The sequence below is a fragment of the Streptomyces sp. NPDC051976 genome (assembly GCF_040680795.1).
Taxonomy (GTDB): domain Bacteria; phylum Actinomycetota; class Actinomycetes; order Streptomycetales; family Streptomycetaceae; genus Actinacidiphila.
The window spans coordinates 1-18,466 of record NZ_JBFAXL010000053.1 but is presented as its reverse complement, the minus strand read 5'-3'; the positions used below and the strand labels follow the sequence as shown (position 1 = coordinate 18,466).

Sequence of the window (18,466 nt, the reverse complement as noted above, 5' to 3'; positions counted from 1 at the left end):
TATCCCCCTGCCTTCCCCTCGCTGACTCCCCTGCGGCGCAGCCTACCCGCCCGCCGCCGGAGCGGTCCTACAACCGCTGTGCGGCCTCCGTCGCCCAGTACGTCAGGATCATGTCCGCGCCCGCGCGGCGGATGCAGGTGAGGGACTCCATGATGGTGCGCTCGCGGTCGATCCAGCCGTTCGCCGCCGCGGCCTCGACCATCGCGTACTCGCCGGAGATCTGGTAGGCGGCCACGGGCACGCTGGACTCGTCGGCGACCTTCCGCAGCACGTCCAGGTACGGCAGCGCGGGCTTGACCATCACCATGTCGGCGCCCTCGGCCAGGTCGAGCTCCAACTCCCGCATCGCCTCGCGGAAGTTCGCCGGGTCCTGCTGGTACGTCTTGCGGTCGCCCTTGAGGGAGGAGTTCACCGCCTCCCGGAACGGGCCGTAGAACGCGGAGGCGTACTTGACGGTGTAGGCCAGGATCGACACGTCCTGCTTGCCGATCTCGTCCAGCGCGTCGCGTACGACGCCGACCTGACCGTCCATCATCCCCGAGGGGCCCACCACATGGACGCCCGCGTCCGCCTGGACCTGGGCCATCTCGGCGTAGCGCTCCAGCGTGGCGTCGTTGTCGACGCGGCCCTCCGCGTCCAGGACGCCGCAGTGGCCGTGGTCGGTGTACTCGTCCAGGCAAAGGTCCGACATCACGATCATCGCGTCGCCGACCTCCGCGACGACGTCCCTGATCGCGACCTGGAGGATCCCGTCGGGCTCGGTGCCCTGGCTGCCCACGGCGTCCTTCACCTCGGGCACCCCGAAGAGCATGATGCCGCCGACGCCGGCCTCGGCCGCCTCCACGGCGGCCTTCCGCAGCGAGTCCCTTGTGTGCTGCTGCACTCCCGGCATCGACGACACCGGAACCGGCTCACCGATGCCCTCGCGCACGAAGGCGGGCAGGATCAGCTGGGCCGGGCTCAGCCGCGTCTCCGTGACGAGCCGGCGCATCGCCGGACTCGTCCGCAGCCGCCGCGGCCGCACCCCCGGAAACCCACTCATCAGCGTCGCCGCCTTCCTCGCGTCCTACAGGCCGCTTCCACGGTACGCCCGCCCCCGGGGTGCCTTTGCCGACGCCAAGTCGGCCTCCGGCCGGGTCGCGGAAGACCTAGCCCCGATAGGGGCGCCCTCAGACCCGGGTGCGGCGGCGGCTGCCGGGGCGGCGTTCGCTGGGGCGGGTCACCGGGTCACCCGCGGCGGAAGCCGCCACGCGGCGGGCCGTGCCGAAGTCGGCGAGGGCCTGGGCGAGGGCGTGGACGGACGGCTCGGGGGCCATCACGTCGACCCGGAGCCCGTGCTCCTCGGCCGTCTTGGCGGTGGCCGGACCGATACAGGCGATCACCGTGACGTTGTGCGGCTTGCCCGCGATACCCACCAGGTTCCGCACGGTCGACGACGAAGTGAAGAGCACCGCGTCGAACCCGCCGCCCTTGATCGCCTCACGGGTGTCCGCCGGCGGCGGCGACGCCCGCACCGTGCGGTAGGCGGTGACGTCGTCGACCTCCCAGCCCAGCTCGACGAGCCCGGCGACCAGCGTCTCGGTGGCGATGTCGGCGCGCGGCAGGAACACCCGGTCGATCGGGTCGAAGACCGGGTCGTACGGCGGCCAGTCCTCCAGCAGTCCGGCCGCGGACTGCTCACCGCTGGGCACGAGATCCGGCTTGACGCCGAACTCCACCAGCGACTGCGCGGTCTGCTCGCCGACCGCGGCGACCTTGATCCCGGCGAAGGCACGGGCGTCGAGCCCGTACTCCTCGAACTTCTCGCGGACGGCCTTGACCGCGTTCACCGAGGTGAAGGCGATCCACTCGTACCGCCCGGTGACGAGCCCCTTGACGGCCCGCTCCATCTGCTGCGGGGTGCGCGGCGGTTCGACCGCGATGGTCGGCACCTCGTGCGGCACGGCGCCGTAGGAGCGGAGCTGGTCGGAGAGCGACGCGGCCTGCTCCTTGGTGCGCGGCACCAGGACCCGCCAGCCGAACAGCGGCTTGGTCTCGAACCACGACAGGTGCTGCCGCTGCTCGGTGCGCTCACCGACGACGGCTATCGCGGCGATCGGCCCCTCGGGGGTCGGCAGCGCCTTGGTGGCCTTGAGTTCGGCGGCGATGGTGGCCAGCGTCGCGGTCCAGGTGCGCTGCCGGGTGGTGGTCCCCGCGACGGTCACCGACAGCGGCGTCTCGGGCTTGCGGCCCGACGCGATGAGTTCGGCGGTGGTCAGCGCCACCGTCTGCAGCGTGGTGGAGATCACGAGCGTGGCATCGCTCGCGCCGACCTCGTTCCAGCACCGGTCGGAGGCGGTGGCCGCGTCGACGAAGCGCACGTCACCGCTGAGGTGCACCCCCGCGTAGGCGGGCACACCGACGGCCGCGGCGACACCGGGGACCACCTCGAAGGGGATCCCGGCGCGGGCGCAGGCCAGCATCTCCTCGGCCGCGGAAGGGTCGAGCCCGGGGTCGCCCGCGACCGCACGGACGACCCGCTTGCCGGTCCGCGCGGACGCCATGACAAGCTGTGTGGCAGCGGCGGAGACGGCCGTGAGGTCCAACACCTCGCCGTCGGCGGCGGGTTCAGCCGTGCCCACGTCCGCGCGGGCGTGCGTGCGGACGACTTCGAGTACATGTCCCTCGCCGACCAGCAGGTCGGCGTGGGCGAGCGCCTCGACGGCGCGCAGGGTCAGCAGCCCGGGGTCTCCGGGTCCGGCACCGAGGAAGGTGACGTGGCCGGACGCGGGCCCGTTCTTGGAACCGGGGGTTCCGGCGGGTCCGGCAGTGTTCGTCGTAGCAGCGACGGCGGCGGGGTTCAAAGTGCGCGCTCCCCCATAAGACCGGCCGCACCCTTGGCGAGCATCTCTTCGGCCAGCTCGCGGCCAAGGGCCCGTGCTGCGTCGGTCGATGCCGGTACGGAACCGGTGGTGGACATCTGCACCAGCGAGGTGCCGTCGGTCGTGCCGACGACACCGCGCAAGCGCAGCTCGGAAATCTGCCCGTCGTCCACAAGGTCGGCCAGCGCGCCCACAGGGGCGGAGCAGCCGGCCTCGAGGGCGGCGAGCAGGGATCGCTCGGCGGTCACGGCGACCCGGGTGAGCGGGTCGTCGAGCCCGGCGAGCTGTGCGGCCAACTCCAGGCTGGAGGCGGCGCATTCGACAGCCAGTGCCCCCTGTCCGGGGGCGGGCAGTACGACGTCGGCGGCGATCAGCTCGCTCGCCTCCGCGAGCCTGCCGATACGGTTCAGCCCGGCGGCGGCCAGTACGACCGCGTCGAGCGTGCCGGAAGTAACGTACCCGATGCGGGTGTCAACGTTGCCACGGATCGGGACCGTCTCGATCACCTGTCCGCGGGAACGGGCCCAGGCGTTGAGCTGCGCCATGCGGCGCGGCGAGCCGGTGCCGACCCGGGCGCCGTCCGGCAGCGCCTCGAAGGTCAGCCCGTCGCGGGCGACGAGCGCGTCCCTGGGGTCCTCGCGGAGCGGGATCGCGGCGAGCGTCAGCCCGTCGGCGTCCGCCGTCGGCAGGTCCTTGAGCGAGTGCACGGCGAAGTCGATCTCGCCCGCGAGCAGCGCGTCCCGCAGCGCGGAGACGAAGACGCCGGTGCCGCCGATCTGCGCGAGGTGCTCCCGCGAGACGTCGCCGTGCGTGGTGATCTCGACCAGCTCCACCGCGCGCCCGGTCAGCCGCCGTACGCTCTCGGCGATCATGCCGGACTGCGCCATGGCCAGCTTGCTGCGGCGGGTGCCGAGACGCAGCGGCGCGGCGGCGCCTGGGGTGGTGGGGCTCGTCATGGCCGCCCTCGATTCGGGTCTGCGGGGCCCGGGGCGGAGCCCTGGGTGTCGGCCCTGCTGACGGCGGCGACCGCCTGCGGGTCGAGGTCGAAGAGTTCACGCAGCGCGTCGGCGTACCCGGCGCCACCGGGCTCGCCCGCGAGCTGCTTGACCCGCACGGTCGGCGCGTGCAGGAGCTTGTCGACGACGCGGCGCACGGTCTGGGTGATCTCCGCGCGTTGCTTGTCGTCCAGATCGGGCAGCCTACCGTCGAGCCGGGAAAGTTCACCCGTCACGACATCGGCGGCCATGGCACGCAGGGCCACCACGGTCGGGGTGATGCGGGCCGCGCGCTGGGCCGCGCCGAAGGCGGCGACCTCCTCCGAGACGATGGCGCGCACCGCGTCGACGTCGGCGGCCATGGGCGCGTCGGCGGACGCGGCGGCCAGCGACTCTATGTCCACCAGGTGGACGCCCTCGATGCCGTGCGCCGCGCCGTCGATGTCGCGGGGCATGGCCAGGTCGAGCAGCGCGAGTCCGGATCCGTCCCCGGTCCGCGCCCTGGCGGCGAGCGCCGCCTTCACGTCGTCGGCGGTGAGCACCAGGCCGGTCGCGCCGGTGCAGGAGACGACCAGGTCGGCCTCGGCGAGCGCGGCGGGCACGTCGGCCATCGCGAGCGCCCGGGTGGCGACGCCGCCCGGTTCGGCCAGCACGCGGGCGAGCCGCTCGGCGCGGGCGACGGTGCGGTTGGCGATGGCGAGCTCCGCCACACCGGCACGCGCCAGCGTGGCCGCGGCCAGCGACGACATCGAGCCCGCGCCCACCACCAGGGCGCGGCGACCGGTGAGCGAGGCCAGACCGGAGGAGGCGGCGGCGAGCTGGGCGAGTCCGAAGGTGACCAGGGACTGGCCCGCGCGGTCGATACCGGTCTCGGAGTGGGCCCGCTTGCCGACCCGCAGCGCCTGCTGGAACAGGTCGTTGAGCAGGCGGCCCGCGGTGTGCAGCTCCTGGCCGAGCGCGAGGGCGTCCTTGATCTGGCCGAGGATCTGCCCCTCGCCGATGACCATGGAGTCCAGCCCGCAGGCCACCGACAGCAGATGGTGGACGGCGCGGTCCTCGTAGTGCACGTACAGGTACGGGGTCAGCTCTTCGAGGCCGACGCCGCTGTGCTGGGCGAGCAGTGTGGACAGCTCCGCGACGCCGGCGTGGAACTTGTCGACGTCCGCGTACAGCTCGATCCGGTTGCAGGTCGCGAGGACGGCCGCCTCGGTGGCCGGTTCGGCGGCGAGCGTGTCGTGGAGCAGCTTGGCCCGCGCGTCCTCGGCGAGCGCTGCCCGCTCCAGGACGCTGACGGGGGCGCTGCGGTGGCTCAGCCCGACGACCAACAAACTCATGCCGGCATCACGGCGGGTACGTCCCCGTCCGGTTCCTGGCGGTCCTCGCCTGCCTTGCGCTGCTCGTGGAAGGCGAGGATCTGCAGCTCGATGGAGAGGTCGACCTTGCGCACGTCCACGCCGTCCGGGACGGTCAGCACGGTCGGGGCGAAGTTGAGGATGGAGGTGACACCGGCGGCGACGAGCCGGTCGGTGACCTCCTGGGCGGCGCCGGCCGGGGTGGCGATCACACCGATGGAGACCTGGCTGTCCGCAACGATCGTCTCGAGCTCGTCGATGTGCCGCACCGGCAGCCCGGCGACGAGACGGCCCGCGATGGCGGGGTCGGCGTCGAGGAGCGCGGCGACCCGGAAGCCGCGGGAGGCGAACCCGCCGTAGTTGGCGAGGGCGGCGCCGAGGTTACCGATACCGACGATGACGACCGGCCAGTCCTGGGTCAGTCCCAGCTCACGGCTGATCTGGTAGACGAGGTACTCGACGTCGTATCCGACACCACGGGTGCCGTAGGAGCCGAGGTAGGAGAAGTCCTTGCGCAGCTTGGCCGAGTTGACCCCGGCTGCCGCGGCGAGTTCCTCCGACGACACGGTGGGCACCGAGCGCTCGGAGAGTGCTGTCAGTGCCCGCAGGTACAGCGGAAGTCTGGCGACGGTGGCCTCGGGAATCCCTCGGCTGCGGGTCGCCGGTCGGTGAGATCGGCCAGTTGCCACGGTGCTCCTGCGGGTAGAGCTGGGCTGAAGACGACCACGGTCTTTGGGGCCGCCCCGTGGACAGCAGGCTATGTCTTTGTGAACGCGTGCACAAAGATAGTGTCCGATTTGCCCGGGCGAAGTGATGGGCATCACGCACTCCCATTGCGGACATTGGGCACCATTCGCCGTGCGGAATCGTTGCTGCGGCGCTTCCAGAGTGCGTCCGTGACCTCGGGAAGTGCCAGTGACTCGGGCCATTCGACGGCCGCCGCGAGTGCCAGCCGCTCGCCGAGATCCACGGTTTCCACCGTTTCGCCGCCCTGCGCGTAGTACGAGAACAGCGCGGCCGTGGCACGGGCGTCACCGAGCGCGGTGTGCGGGTGCCGGTCCGTGACACCGACCGCCGCGGCGCAGTCGCGCAGTGACAGTCCGTGCGGGGAAAGCCGGTACGCGCTGCCTGCCGCGGCCATCCGCATCGTGCACAGCTCCGGCACCACGGGCAGCGGGACGCCGACCCGGGCGTACTCGGCGGCCAGGAAGGCGCGGTCGCAGCCCACGTTGTGTCCCACCAGCACCCGGCCGCGCAGCAGCGTCAGCAGCCGGGCGGCGATCCCGGCGAACCGGGGCGCCCCGCCGAGGTGGTGGACCTCGATGCCGTGGATGTGCGTCGGGCCGACCGGGCCCTGCGGATCGACCAGCGTGGAGAACTCACCCTGCGCGTCGAGATCGGGGCCCAGCAGCACCACCGCGAGCTCCAGCACGCGGTGCCGGTGCGAGGACGAACCGGTGGCCTCGACGTCGACGACGGCATAGCCGTACGGCGGACGCGAACTCCGGCCACCGCGGCCCGAGGACACCGAGAGCACGTGCCACACTCCTCACGCTTCGCCCCCGGCAGTACAAAACGACCTCGATGGTAATCGAATATGCGTGAGTACGGGTAACGCGCCCAAATCACCCTGCGGACCGCTGACCTCGCGGTGGGTGACCGTGCGCCAGGTCACTTCGCGGTGAGTGCCGCCCGCAGCCGCTTCTCGTCGACACGCCAGAAGGTGTGCTGCTCGCCGTCGACCAGCACGACCGGGATCTGCTCCCAGTAGCGCGCGTACAGCGCCTCGTCCTGGGTGATGTCCTGCTCCTCCACCACCGCGCCCACCTCGCCGGCGACCTTCTCGACCACCACACGGGCGTCGTCGCACAGATGGCAGCCGGGCTTGCCGATCAGGGTCACTGTCCTCGCGGAGCTCGCATGCGTCATGACAGCCATTGTGGACCGGCCCCCACGCCACACCTCCGATACCCGGAGTTCACGTCCCCGCACCACACACGGTCCTGGAGTGCCGTGCCGGATGGCTATGCTCGCGATATGGCCGCTCACAGATGGCTCACCCCCCTCACTCCCCACATCACGCCGCGCATCACCTCCCGTAGGCACGCCGTCACCGAACGCAGCGTGCTGGCGGGCGAGGCAGCGGCGGAGGCGGCGGAGGCCGCGCTGGCGACGCGGGCGCGGCGGACGAAGGGCGAGGACGCGGCGGAGACCGCGGGCACTGCGGACGCGACGAGCCCGGCCGAGGACGCGGGCGCCGAACCGGAGTTCCCGGTGGCCGGGGACCCGCGCGCCGCCGCCTTCTTCGACCTGGACAACACCGTGATGCAGGGCGCCGCGCTCTTCCACTTCGGACGCGGCCTGTACAAGCGGAAGTTCTTCGACAAGCGCGACCTGGTGCGGTTCGCCTGGCAGCAGGCGTACTTCCGGATGGCGGGCGCCGAGGACCCCGAGCACATGCAGGACGCGCGCGACAGCGCCCTGTCCATCGTCAAGGGACACCGCGTCGAGGAACTGATGTCCATCGGCGAGGAGATCTACGACGAGTACATGGCCGGCAAGATCTGGCCCGGCACCCGCGCGCTCGCCCAGGCCCACCTGGACGCCGGGCAGCGGGTCTGGCTGGTCACCGCCGCGCCGGTGGAGACCGCGACCATCATCGCCCGGCGGCTCGGCCTGACCGGCGCGCTCGGCACGGTCGCGGAGTCCGTCGGCGGCGTCTACACCGGCCGTCTCGTCGGCGAGCCGCTGCACGGCCCGGCGAAGGCCGAGGCGGTACGGGCGCTGGCCGCCGCCGAGGACCTCGATCTGTCGCTCTGCGCCGCCTACAGCGACTCGGCCAACGACATCCCGATACTCACCCTGGTCGGCCACCCGTACGCCATCAACCCCGACTCGCGGCTGCGCAAGCACGCCCGCGCCGAGGGCTGGCGGCTGCGCGACTACCGCACCGGCCGCAAGGCGGCCAGGATCGGCATCCCGGCCGCGGCGGGCATGGGAGCGGTCGCGGGCGGGGCGCTGGCGGCCGCCGCGCTCACCCGCCGCCACCGCCACTCCTGAGCCGCGCGGGCACCTGAGCCGACGGGCCCGGCGCGGCCGCCGGGCAGGGGCCGCCTTGCCCCTGGCGGGGCCGGAGGCGGGGGCTCACACGGGCACAACACGCACTCTGCGCGACCATTTCACGAGTGGAAGTGGTCAACTCAGGCCACACGTTCGATAATTGGTCGATCGCCATTACGCACAGGAAGTGGCGGAAACGGCGATTTGGGCAACTCGGTGTAGCGTCGCCTGTACGAAGCGTTATTCTCCTCAGACGCATTCCGGTACCCACACGTCGCCACGACGGGTGAACGGTCCCGTACTGCACGTGATGGAAAGTTCTGCCTCTGGGAGTCCCGTGTACCCACACGACGGGGTTGACACCTCTGGCCTGGCTGCGTTGCGCGCACTGGTGGTTGACCGCCTGATGCGCACAGTCCCCACGTACGCCGGGCCCGCATTCGCCACGTCCGGTCCCACCGTCCCCGGCCACGCCTACGCGCTGGCCGAAGTCAGCACAGCCGCAGGCAGACGCACCCGCAGCAGTTCCGGCAGCACCGGCGACACACCGGCAGGGCGCGGCACGGCACAGGGCGCGCACGCCCGCCGCCCCGCGTCCGACACCGACAGCGGCCGGATGATGGACCTGGTCGAACGCGCCCAGGAAGGCGAGACCGAGGCCTTCGGACGGCTCTACGACCACTACTCCGACACCGTCTACCGGTACATCTACTACCGGGTCGGCAGCAAAGCCACGGCCGAGGACCTCACCAGCGAGACCTTTCTGCGCGCACTGCGCAGGATCGGCACCTTCACCTGGCAGGGCCGCGATTTCGGCGCCTGGCTCGTCACCATCGCCCGCAATCTGGTCGCCGACCACTTCAAGTCGAGCCGTTTCCGCCTCGAAGTGACCACCGGCGAAATGCTCGACGCGAACGAGGTCGAGCGCAGCCCCGAGGACTCCGTCCTGGAGTCGCTCTCCAACGAGGCGCTGCTGGTGGCGGTGCGCAAGCTCAATCCGCAGCAGCAGGAGTGCGTGACGCTGCGCTTCCTGCAGGGCCTCTCGGTGGCCGAGACCGCCCGCATCATGGGCAAGAACGAGGGTGCGATCAAGACCCTGCAGTACCGGGCGGTGCGCACACTTGCCCGGTTGCTGCCGGAAGACGCCCGGTGAGTGACCGTTGTCCAGACCCTTGCCCCCTTTGTCGGCCGTCGGCCGATCCGACCAGTGCGATCATCACAGCCGACCCGATCATCAGACCTGCGTAACCCAACTGGACCGGCACTCGTTGCATCACATGCAGGCATTTCCGTGTCGCGCGCTGCCCAGTGCTGTTCACTCGATCGGGTGGACGGCGAGGAGGAGCGCAACCTCCGGACGGCACGGGGAGTCGAGTGTGGATGACGAGAGGAGGTGCCGCCCGTGATCGGACAGGCAACGGCACATCGCCGGGCGAACGCCTTCGCCCAGGCCCTGGAGGACGCTGCCGTCCTCGGTGAGACCGGCACCGGCGAGACCGGTGGCGGTGCCGACAGTGCGGGCGGCGAGCGCGGCACCCATGGGGCCCACGGCGCCCACCATGCCGCCGCCCGGCACGCGGACCCCGACCAGGCCGTACTGCTGTCGGTCGCCGCGGCGATCAGCAAGCGGCCGGCGCCGGTGATGGACGCCGACAAGAAGACCGTCCAGCGCGCGCAGCTCATCGCCGCGATGGAGCAGGCCCTCGCCGACGGCAGTTTCGAGGTCTCGGCCCGGGTGCCCGAGCAGCGCACCGACGGCCACGGCGCCCACCGCGCCACCGGCCTGCGCAAGTTCACCCCGCGCTCCAAACTGGGCCGGCGGCTCGCGGTCGGCGGCCTGACCGTCGGCGTCGCCGCCGGGGCTTTCGGCGGGGTCGCGGCGGCCAGCACCAACGCGCTGCCCGGCGACACCCTGTACGGCCTCAAGCGCGGCATGGAGGACCTCAAGCTGGACATGGCCAGCGGCGACGCCTCCCGCGGCAAGGTCTACCTCGACATGGCGGCCACCCGTATGCAGGAGGCCCGTCGGCTGATGGACCGCGGCCGCGGCGGGCAGCTCGACGACGAGTCGGTCGGCGAGGTCCGCAAGGCGCTCTCCGGCATGCACCAGGAAGCCGCCGAGGGCCACCGGCTGCTCAGCCAGGCGTATCAGAAGGACGGCTCGCTGCAGCCGATGGAGCTGCTCAACAGCTTCGCCGCCACGCACCGCCAGGGCTGGAGCGATCTGCGGGGCAAGCTGCCCAGCCAGCTCACCGACGTCTCCGACCAGGTGAGTTCGGTCTTCGCCGCCATAGACCATGACGTGGCGCCGCTGCAGTCGGTGCTGCCCAAGTCGAAGGACGACGACGACTCGCCGTCCTCGCACGGCGGCAGTCGTACGGGCTCCGGTGGCAACGGCGACCAGAGCAGTACGGGTACGGCCTCGCCGTCCACCACGGCCACCGGCGGCGACAGCTCCGGCCACCCGGGCGGCACCGCCACCCCGGCCCCGAGCACCACCGCGCCCAACGGCCTGATCGGCGGCTCCGGCAACCTCCTCAACCCGCCGCCGCAGTCCGGTGCCACCACCACCCCCTCGGGCACCGCGACACCCCCCCGCTCAGTCACCCTCCCGCCCCTGCTCCCCGGCCTGCTCCCCGGCCTCGGCCTCAGCGGCGACGAGTCCTCCGACTGACACCCCGCCCCCCGAGCGCACCCCGGAGGTCGGTCCTCTTCCTCAGAAGAAGACCGACCTCCGCACAGCCCAGCGCAGCGCCCCTCAGAAGAAGACCGACCTCCGCTGCACCAGCAGCTTGTACAGCGTGTGCTGGATCGTCTCGCGGACCTGGTCCGTCAGGTTGAAGACCAACATCGGGTCCTCGGCCGCCTCGGCCGGGTAGCTGTCGGTGGGGATGGGTTCGCCGAACTGGATGGTCCATTTGGTGGGGAGGGGGACCAGGCCCAGTGGGCCCAGCCAGGGGAAGGTGGGGGTCAGGGGGAAGTAGGGGAAGCCCAGGAGCCGGGCGAGGGTGCGGGAGTTGCCGACCATCGGGTAGATCTCCTCGGCGCCGACCACCGAGCACGGAACGATCGGCACCCGCGTCTTGAGCGCCGTCGCCACGAAACCGCCGCGCCCGAACCGCTGCAGCTTGTAGCGGTCGGAGAACGGCTTGCCGAGGCCCTTGAAGCCCTCCGGCATCACCCCGACGACCTCACCGCGCTCCAGCAGCGTCTGCGCGTCCTCCGCGCACGCCAGGGTGTGCCCGGCCTTGCGCGCCAGCTCGTTCACCACCGGCAGCATGAAGACCAGGTCCGCGGCGAGCAGCCGCAGATGCCTGCCCGCCGGATGGTGGTCGTGCACGGCCACCTGCGCCATCAGCCCGTCTATCGGCAGCGTCCCGGAGTGGTTGGACACCACGAGCGCCCCGCCCTCCGACGGGATGTTCTCGATGCCCTTCACCTCGACCCGGAAGTACGTGTCGAACACCGGCCGCAGCAGCGACATCAGCACCTGGTCGGTCAGCTCGGCGTCGTACCCGAACTCGTCGACCTCGTAGTCACCGGTGACCCGGCGCCGCAGGAAGGACAGGCCGTGCGCGACCTTGCGGTCCCAGCGCCCGCCGAGCATCCGGTCCGCGACACCGCCGAGCGCCTCGGCGACCGAGGTGACGGCGGCCGCCGCGGCGGCACCGGGATCCGGCCGTACGCCCGTGGCACCGGCAGGCGACGGCTGCTGCGCCGGCAAGGGCACCGACGCCCGCGCCCCGCCGCCCCTCGCGGCCGCCTGAGCCGCCCTGGAACCGCCTCCCGCACCCTGCCCGGGGATTCCCCCCGCCGCGTCCGGCGCGGCGGCCACATCAGCCGCGGACGCCTCCGGCACGGCCGTCAGCGGCAGCTGGCCGGCGGCCGAACCCGCGGCACCGGCCGAGGCGGCACCGCCGCCCGCCGCAGCGTCCTTCTTCCGCGCACCCGCCGCCCGCCCCCGCGACCGGCCCGCGCCCCCACGACGGGTCCTGGAATCCTCGTCGAACGGGATGACCTTGGCGTCTGCCATGGCTCCGGCTCCTTCTGCTGGAACGGTCACACGTGGTCGTCGACGTCTGCCGGGAGCGCCGCCGCGAGACGGTCGACGGCGCTCGCCAGCCGTTGCGGGGGCAGCAGCCCGGGACCACGGCTGCGTGCGAAGTCGTGAAACGCCTCCGCTGTCGTATACGTGGGTTCGAACCCGAGCGTCTCACGCATCTGCCGGGTTTCCACCACCCTGCCATGGGTGAGCAGCCGGATCTGCTCGCGCGAGAAGTCGGTGATCCCCGCGGTGCGCAGCATCTGCCCGAGCCAGGTGACGGCGGGCAGCAGCACCGGCACCGTCGGCTTGCCCAGCCGCCGCGCGGTCTGCGACAGCAGCAGTACGCCGTCTCCGGCGATGTTGAAGGTCCCCGAGTTCAGCGTCCCGCGGCGCGCCTCCAGCGCGGCCAGCACCAGCACGGCCGTCACGTCGTCCTCGTGGACGAACTGCAGCCGGGGGTCGTAGCCGAAGACCGTCGGCAGTATCGGCAGCGCGAAGAACTCGGCCAGCGGCGTGTCCGCGTTCGGCCCGAGGATGTTCGCGAAGCGCAGCACCGCGACCGCCACGTCCGGCCGCCGCCGCGCGAAGCCCCGTACATACCCCTCGACCTCGACGGCGTCCTTCGCGAAGCCGCCGCTCGGCAGCGCCTTCGCGGGCATCGACTCGGTGAAGACCGCGGGGTCGCGCGGCGCGGACCCGTAGACGCTCGTGGTGGACTTCACCACCAGGCGGCGGATCGTCGGCGCCTTCTGGCAGGCGCCCAGGAGCTGCATGGTGCCGATGACGTTGGTCTCCTTGACCTGCGTCCGGCCGCCCGAGCCCAGCGGGGTGCCGCTGACGTCCATGTGCACCACGGTGTCCACGGAGTGCTGGGCCAGCACCTTGGCGATCATCGGCTGCCGGATGTCGGCCCGGACGAACTCCGCGTCCCCCAGGTCGTGCTCCGGCGGTACGGCGTCGACGGCGATCACCCGGTCGACGTCGGGCTCCCGCTGGACGCGCCGGACGAATCGGCCGCCGAGCTGTCGCGCGACTCCGGTGACGAGTACCACCTTGCCCACGGTTCAGCGCCTTCCTACGGGGATGTACGCACCGTACCCGTTCGATGTTGCCTGCCGGTGACGGCCCGCCCGGGAATCCCGGCGGGGAAACCCGGCGGCCCGCCCCGGAAAAAGCCACTGCCCCTCTCCGCCGCCTGCGGGCGGTGGAGAGGGGCAGGAAGAGCGACGAATGGCTCGCGGCCCGCTTACTTCTTGTTGCGACGCTGAACGCGCGTCCGCTTCAGCAGCTTGCGGTGCTTCTTCTTGGCCATACGCTTACGCCGCTTCTTGATGACAGAGCCCACGACTACCCTCGCTTCGTTTTCACTCGGTGCGGGGCGTCCGAGCCCACACGACCTACGTCGGCCAAGCCTACCCGCCCGAAGCGGACGAGCATAAACCGAGCCCCACGCAGGCGGTCAGCAGTCCTCGACGGGCGGTATCAGGCAGATTCCCCCACCCCCACATAGGACTCGCGCAGGTAGTCGTGGACGGCCTGCTCCGGAACCCGGAAGGACCTCCCCACCCGGATCGCCGGCAGATGACCGCTGTGCACCAGGCGGTACACCGTCATCTTGGACACTCGCATCACCGCGGCCACTTCGGCGACGGTAAGGAACACGACCTCGTTGAGAGGCCTGGTTTCGCTTGTAGCCATGACACACCTGAACCTTCCGCACCTGACGGCCACCGGCTTCCCCTCCGGCGACTCCAACAGTCAAGTGCGCTCCCCCCCAGATTAGGGGCGCATGATGCAAGTGGGGAAGAGGAGTTGCGAATGGTTGACTACTGTGACAGCCACGCCCGATTGAGTACGTAGCGCGTCAGTGGCCGGTAGTAATCGGATCGCACCGTGTCATCCAGTGGTACGGCGACCGAAACACGCCCCTCGGCCTCCGCCACGAAGACCGCGGGATCGTCGGAATCCGCCAGGCCGATCGCCTCGATACCCAACTGACCTGCGCCGCAGATGAATCCGTGATCGCCGACCACCAGCCCCGGGAGCACCCCGCCCTGCTCGGCGGCGGCCGCCAGGGCGGCCCGCACAGGCAGCGGCGAGTGGGTGTGCACCCCGTGCTCGACCTCGCCGTCCGTGCCCGCGGCACCGTCCACAGGTCGGACGACTGCCACTCCGCCCACGTACCAGAGGCTGTGCCGACGTACGCCGAACTGCGTCGGCATGTAGACGCAACGGCCGTACGCCGGGGTGAGGACGACACATCCCGCCGCCGAGAGAGCCGCCGCCAAAGAGGCGTAGAAGCCCAGGAGACGGTGCGGGTGCCCGGTGCCCAGCAGCACCGGAATCCGGTCCTGCGCGGCTCTCGCCAGGCGTTCCGCGAAGGCGTCGAGCGCCGCGAGTGTGCAGTCGGGGTCGATGACGTCCTGCCCCGACGTCTCCCCCGGGTCGGGCGACACGCCGCAGCGGTCCGCCATCAGCCGCAGCAACTCCGCCGCGCCCCACGCCCCTTCCGGGTCCAGCCCCCACGTCTGCCGCGGGTCCCGGGCCGCAAAGAGCCGATAACTGTGCAGGCTCTTCTCCCGCGACGTCGACACCGTCCCGGCCAACCGGGCCGCCACCAGATGCGCGCGCAACGCTCCCACACTCAGCACCCCCTGATCGTCCCGGCCCAACTGCCCCACCGCCCCCCAAACCCCCAAAAACCCCCCGAGCGAGTGACGCCTCCGGCGCGCCCCCAAGATGTTGAATTTTGTTCGATCCAAGGACGCGCAGCCGCCAACGGCGGGTCGTGCCGCGGGGAGAACCGAAGGCGACATCGGAGTTGTACGGGTGGGCGGGCGGGAAAAGAAGCCCCTCCCCGCTAGGGGAGAAGGCCGTGGTGGGGGAAGACCGCCCGTCGCGTGGCGATGATCGCCTGGTCCAGCCGGTCCGCCGGGTTGTACCCGGAGTCCGCGAAGTCCGCCCACTGCGGCCGAAGGCCGTCCGTCATGCGCATCGGCCCCTGCTGCCGCGTCCGCGCGTACACCTCGTGCCGCCACTCCTCCGGCACCTCCGTCTCCGGTGGCACCGGCGCCCCCGCGGCGATCGCCACCAGATGCGTCCACGTCCGCGGTACGACGTCGACGATCGCGTACCCGCCCCCGCCGAGCGCCACCCACCGCCCCTCCGCGTGCGTGTGCGCCAGCTCGTGACACGCCTCGGCCACGATCCGCTGCGCGTCCAGCGACACCGCAAGATGCGCCAGCGGGTCCTCGATGTGCGTGTCCGCCCCGTGCTGGCTGACCACCACCTGCGGCCGGAACGCGGCCACCAGGTCCGGCACCACCGCGTGGAAGGCCCGCAGCCACCCCGCGTCCCCGGTCCCCGCCGGAAGTGCGACGTTCACCGCGCCCCCCTCCGCCCCAGGCCCGCCGGTCTCCTCCGGCCAGCCCGTCTCCGGGAAGAGCGTGCGCGGATGCTCGTGCAGCGAGATCGTCAGCACCCGCGGATCGTCCCAGAACACCGTCTGCACGCCGTCCCCGTGGTGTACGTCCACGTCCACGTACACCACCCGCTCCGCGCCCAGCTCCAGCAGCCGCGCCACCGCCAGCGCCGCGTCGTTGTAGACGCAGAAACCCGCCGCCGAACCCGGCATCGCGTGGTGCAGGCCCCCGGCGAAGTTCACGGCGTGCAGCACCTCACCGCGCCACACCGCCTCGGCGGCGCCCACCGACTGCCCCGCGATCAGCGCCGACGCCTCGTGCATCCCCGCGAACGCCGGGTTGTCGTCGGTCCCGATCCCGTACGCCAGATCGGCCGCCGAAGGATCCGCCGAAGCCCGCCGTACGGCCGCCACGTAGTCCGCCCGGTGCACCAGCGCGAGCGTCGAGTCCCCGGCGGGCGGCGCCGCCACCACCGGCAGCACCTTGTCGAGGCCGAAGGCCCGTACCAGGCCACGCGTCAGCGACAGCCGCACGGGGTCCATCGGATGCCCCGGGCCGAAGTCGTACTGCGTTACCTGCTCATCCCACATCAACTGTGCGCGGCCGTTCATGGCCGACACCGTACCCGGCGGGCGCGGGCTCGAAGGATCCGGCGTACAGCAGGGTCGCCCCCACCAGCACCATCGGCACGAGCATGGCCCCGCGGTAGCTCCACACGTCACCCAGGGCGCCGACCAGCGGGGAGCCCACCAGGAAACCCACGTAGTTGAAGATGTTCAGCCGCGCTATCGCCGAGTCGGACGCCCCCGGGAACAGCCGCCCGGCCGCCGCGAAGGTCTGCGGCACGATCACGCACAGCCCGAGCCCCAGCAGCGTGAACCCGAGCATCCCCACCCACGCCCCCGGCGCGGCCGCCACCACCGCGAACCCGGCCATCGCCACCACGGTCCCCAGCCGCACCACCGCCACGGCCCCGAACCGCCGCACCCCGAAGTCGCCCACCGAGCGCCCGATCAGCGTCGTCACCATGTAGACGGCGTACGGCACCGTGGAGAGCTGCTCCGAGCTGTGCAGCGTGTCCTGGAGGTACTTGGCGCTCCAGTTGGAGACCGTCGAGTCACCGATGTAGGCGAAGGCCATCACCAGGCAGAGCGGCAGCAGCAGCCGCATGACCACGGCCTGCGCCTCCCGCACCCCGTCGCCGTCCGCCGGCGCCGGCTGCTCCTGGTCGGCGTACCAGCGGCTGGCCGTCAGCGTCAGCGGGATCAGCACCGCCACCACCGGCCCGTAGAGCACCACCAGCGACAGATGCCAGTGCGCGCCCGCCCACGCCAGCGACGCCCCGATGATCCCGCCGAGGCTGTACGAGGCGTGGAAGCCGAGCATGATGCTCCGCCCGTACGCGTGCTGCAGACTCACCCCGAGCATGTTCATGGACGCGTCCAGGCCGCCGACGCACACCCCGAACAGCGCCAGTGTCACCGCGGCCACCCACAGCGCGTTCCCGGCTCCGAGCGCCAGCAGGATCACCGCCACCGCGGGCTGCACCCAGCGCAGCACCACGCTCGGCCGTACCCGCTTGACCAACTGCTCGGTCACCACGCTCCCGGCGCCCGCCAGGATCGGCACCGCGGCCAGGAAGACCGGCAACAGCCCGTCGCTGATCCCGTACCGGTCCTGGATGGCGGGGATACGGGTGACGAGCAACGCGAACAGCGTGCCCTGCGCGAAGAAACTCACCGCGAGGGCCGCCCGGCCGCGGCGCAGCCGATCGTCCTCCTGGCGGGGCGCCCTGGCCGCTCTCACCGGGCTGTTCTTCGCAGCGTCGTCCATGAGCGAGCAGCGTAGGCGCGGAAGCTACGGATGAGTAGGGTCGCGGGAGTCACAATTGTGATCAGCCCAGGATCAGGCCCACAGCAGTCCCGGCAACGCCTCCATCGCCCCGAACAACACCGTCGCACCGGCCTCTTCCAGCCGCTCCGCCGGCGTCATCGCGGTGAACCCGTACACGTCCATCCCGGCCGCCACCGCCGCCCGTACCCCCAGCGGACTGTCCTCGACCACGGCACACCTCCCGGGCTGAACGCCCATCACCGCGGCGGCGTGCAGGAAGAGATCAGGCGCCGGCTTCCCCCGGCCCACGTCCTGCGACGAGAAGATCCGCTCCTCCCCGAACCGCTCGTACAGCCCGGTCCTGCGCAACGCCACCCGGATCCGCTCATGACTCCCGGACGAGGCAAGGCAGTACGGCACCGCGTCCGCCGTCAGCTCGTCCAGTACGTCGACCACGCCCGCGACCGGCTCCAGTTCACGCTGGAACGCCTCGAACACCCGCTGGTGGTACGCCTCGTTGAAGCCTTCCGGCAGCCGCTGCCCCGAGCGCTCCCACACGACGTCGTGAATGCGGTGCACGGCCGCACCCATGTAGTCGCGGATCGACTCCTCGTACGTCGTCGGATGGCCCAGCTCGGTCAGATGACCCGCGAGGATGCGATTGGAGAGGGGCTCGCTGTCGACGAGCACACCGTCGTTGTCGAAGATCACGAGGTCGTAGCGCACGAGGAGACGCTATCGCGGCCTGTAACGCGAAAAAGCTCGGGTCCCCCGAATAAATCCGGGGGACCCGAGCTACAAAAATTGTTCGGCGGCGTCCTACTCTCCCACAGGGTCCCCCCTGCAGTACCATCGGCGCTGAAAGGCTTAGCTTCCGGGTTCGGAATGTAACCGGGCG

General features: G+C 71.5%; 18 protein-coding genes and 1 rRNA gene. 3 read left to right on the top strand and 16 right to left on the bottom strand.

The features are described from left to right. Nucleotides 1–67: 67 nt before the first annotated feature. The 7 genes from hemB to AB0M29_RS35565 all read right to left on the bottom strand — a co-directional run bounded on the left by hemB (nucleotide 68) and on the right by AB0M29_RS35565 (nucleotide 7,137). Entirely contained in the window at nucleotides 68–1,042 is a 975-nt protein-coding gene (gene hemB, locus AB0M29_RS35595) for a porphobilinogen synthase (protein ID WP_365390553.1), read from the bottom strand. Between the two features lie 127 nt (nucleotides 1,043–1,169). After that, nucleotides 1,170–2,843 carry a bifunctional uroporphyrinogen-III C-methyltransferase/uroporphyrinogen-III synthase gene (locus tag AB0M29_RS35590; RefSeq protein ID WP_365390550.1) on the bottom strand — a complete coding sequence of 558 codons (1,674 nt, stop codon included), beginning with the start codon at nucleotides 2,841–2,843 and terminating at the stop codon, nucleotides 1,170–1,172. Beyond that, nucleotides 2,840–3,817 (bottom strand): hydroxymethylbilane synthase, encoded by a 978-nt coding sequence (gene hemC, locus AB0M29_RS35585; protein WP_365390548.1) that lies wholly within the window; start codon nucleotides 3,815–3,817, stop codon nucleotides 2,840–2,842. The genes AB0M29_RS35590 and hemC overlap by 4 nt, the downstream gene beginning before the upstream one ends. Continuing rightward, on the bottom strand, nucleotides 3,814–5,190 hold the full coding sequence (locus AB0M29_RS35580; RefSeq protein WP_365390547.1) for a glutamyl-tRNA reductase: 1,377 nt from the start codon (nucleotides 5,188–5,190) through the stop codon (nucleotides 3,814–3,816). Before AB0M29_RS35580 ends, hemC begins: the two co-directional genes overlap by 4 nt. Then, nucleotides 5,187–5,897, bottom strand: a complete 711-nt coding sequence (locus AB0M29_RS35575) for a redox-sensing transcriptional repressor Rex (RefSeq protein ID WP_365390544.1) — start codon at nucleotides 5,895–5,897, stop codon at nucleotides 5,187–5,189. Before AB0M29_RS35575 ends, AB0M29_RS35580 begins: the two co-directional genes overlap by 4 nt. A gap of 131 nt (nucleotides 5,898–6,028) precedes the next feature. After that, a complete protein-coding gene (locus AB0M29_RS35570; protein WP_365390542.1) occupies nucleotides 6,029–6,745 on the bottom strand; it encodes an exonuclease domain-containing protein in 717 nt (238 codons plus the stop codon). 134 nt (nucleotides 6,746–6,879) lie between these two features. Then, a complete protein-coding gene (locus tag AB0M29_RS35565; protein WP_365390541.1) occupies nucleotides 6,880–7,137 on the bottom strand; it encodes a glutaredoxin family protein in 258 nt (85 codons plus the stop codon). 108 nt (nucleotides 7,138–7,245) lie between these two features. On the opposite strand from AB0M29_RS35565, the gene AB0M29_RS35560 reads away from it, so the two are divergent. From AB0M29_RS35560 to AB0M29_RS35550, 3 genes are all read left to right on the top strand, one after another. Beyond that, the gene (locus AB0M29_RS35560; RefSeq protein ID WP_365390539.1) at nucleotides 7,246–8,268 is read left to right on the top strand and encodes an HAD-IB family hydrolase; all 1,023 of its coding nucleotides are present in this window, start codon (nucleotides 7,246–7,248) and stop codon (nucleotides 8,266–8,268) included. Between the two features lie 337 nt (nucleotides 8,269–8,605). After that, nucleotides 8,606–9,421 (top strand): ECF subfamily RNA polymerase sigma factor, BldN family, encoded by an 816-nt coding sequence (locus tag AB0M29_RS35555; RefSeq protein WP_365390537.1) that lies wholly within the window; start codon nucleotides 8,606–8,608, stop codon nucleotides 9,419–9,421. Nucleotides 9,422–9,670: 249 nt separating this feature from the next. Next, nucleotides 9,671–10,942: a DUF5667 domain-containing protein gene (locus tag AB0M29_RS35550; RefSeq protein WP_365390535.1), complete on the top strand. Its 1,272-nt coding sequence runs from the start codon at nucleotides 9,671–9,673 to the stop codon at nucleotides 10,940–10,942. Between the two features lie 84 nt (nucleotides 10,943–11,026). Here AB0M29_RS35550 and AB0M29_RS35545 read toward each other — a convergent pair whose 3' ends face one another. From AB0M29_RS35545 to rrf, 9 genes are all read right to left on the bottom strand, one after another. Beyond that, complete coding sequence (locus tag AB0M29_RS35545) at nucleotides 11,027–12,301, bottom strand: lysophospholipid acyltransferase family protein (protein ID WP_365390533.1); 1,275 nt, start codon at nucleotides 12,299–12,301, stop codon at nucleotides 11,027–11,029. Between the two features lie 26 nt (nucleotides 12,302–12,327). Continuing rightward, on the bottom strand, nucleotides 12,328–13,374 hold the full coding sequence (locus AB0M29_RS35540) for an NAD-dependent epimerase/dehydratase family protein (protein ID WP_365390531.1): 1,047 nt from the start codon (nucleotides 13,372–13,374) through the stop codon (nucleotides 12,328–12,330). A 185-nt stretch (nucleotides 13,375–13,559) separates the two neighbouring features. Continuing rightward, nucleotides 13,560–13,658, bottom strand: a complete 99-nt coding sequence (locus tag AB0M29_RS35535) for an AURKAIP1/COX24 domain-containing protein (RefSeq protein ID WP_003948845.1) — start codon at nucleotides 13,656–13,658, stop codon at nucleotides 13,560–13,562. Between the two features lie 137 nt (nucleotides 13,659–13,795). Next, on the bottom strand, nucleotides 13,796–14,011 hold the full coding sequence (locus AB0M29_RS35530) for a helix-turn-helix domain-containing protein (RefSeq protein WP_365390529.1): 216 nt from the start codon (nucleotides 14,009–14,011) through the stop codon (nucleotides 13,796–13,798). A gap of 128 nt (nucleotides 14,012–14,139) precedes the next feature. After that, the gene (locus tag AB0M29_RS35525) at nucleotides 14,140–14,964 is read right to left on the bottom strand and encodes a phosphatase (RefSeq protein ID WP_365390528.1); all 825 of its coding nucleotides are present in this window, start codon (nucleotides 14,962–14,964) and stop codon (nucleotides 14,140–14,142) included. Nucleotides 14,965–15,173: 209 nt separating this feature from the next. Further along, a complete protein-coding gene (locus AB0M29_RS35520; protein WP_365390526.1) occupies nucleotides 15,174–16,346 on the bottom strand; it encodes an acetoin utilization protein AcuC in 1,173 nt (390 codons plus the stop codon). Next, the gene (locus tag AB0M29_RS35515; RefSeq protein WP_365390523.1) at nucleotides 16,315–17,568 is read right to left on the bottom strand and encodes an MFS transporter; all 1,254 of its coding nucleotides are present in this window, start codon (nucleotides 17,566–17,568) and stop codon (nucleotides 16,315–16,317) included. Before AB0M29_RS35515 ends, AB0M29_RS35520 begins: the two co-directional genes overlap by 32 nt. Before the next feature lie 72 nt (nucleotides 17,569–17,640). Then, nucleotides 17,641–18,294, bottom strand: coding sequence for an HAD-IA family hydrolase (locus tag AB0M29_RS35510; protein WP_365390521.1), 654 nt, complete (start codon nucleotides 18,292–18,294; stop codon nucleotides 17,641–17,643). Between the two features lie 80 nt (nucleotides 18,295–18,374). After that, nucleotides 18,375–18,466: ribosomal RNA gene (gene rrf, locus AB0M29_RS35505) — 5S ribosomal RNA — on the bottom strand; the annotation flags it as partial.

Bases quoted from the DNA above. Each gene is read 5' to 3' on its own strand.
- hemB (WP_365390553.1), bottom strand. From the start codon at position 1,042: ATGAGTGGGTTTCCGGGGGTGCGGCCGCGGCGGCTGCGGACGAGTCCG.
- hemC (WP_365390548.1), bottom strand. From the start codon at position 3,817: ATGACGAGCCCCACCACCCCAGGCGCCGCCGCGCCGCTGCGTCTCGGC.
- AB0M29_RS35580 (WP_365390547.1), bottom strand. From the start codon at position 5,190: ATGAGTTTGTTGGTCGTCGGGCTGAGCCACCGCAGCGCCCCCGTCAGC.
- AB0M29_RS35565 (WP_365390541.1), bottom strand. From the start codon at position 7,137: ATGACGCATGCGAGCTCCGCGAGGACAGTGACCCTGATCGGCAAGCCC.
- AB0M29_RS35560 (WP_365390539.1), top strand. From the start codon at position 7,246: ATGGCCGCTCACAGATGGCTCACCCCCCTCACTCCCCACATCACGCCG.
- AB0M29_RS35545 (WP_365390533.1), bottom strand. From the start codon at position 12,301: ATGGCAGACGCCAAGGTCATCCCGTTCGACGAGGATTCCAGGACCCGT.
- AB0M29_RS35530 (WP_365390529.1), bottom strand. From the start codon at position 14,011: ATGGCTACAAGCGAAACCAGGCCTCTCAACGAGGTCGTGTTCCTTACC.
- AB0M29_RS35520 (WP_365390526.1), bottom strand. From the start codon at position 16,346: ATGAACGGCCGCGCACAGTTGATGTGGGATGAGCAGGTAACGCAGTAC.
- AB0M29_RS35515 (WP_365390523.1), bottom strand. From the start codon at position 17,568: ATGGACGACGCTGCGAAGAACAGCCCGGTGAGAGCGGCCAGGGCGCCC.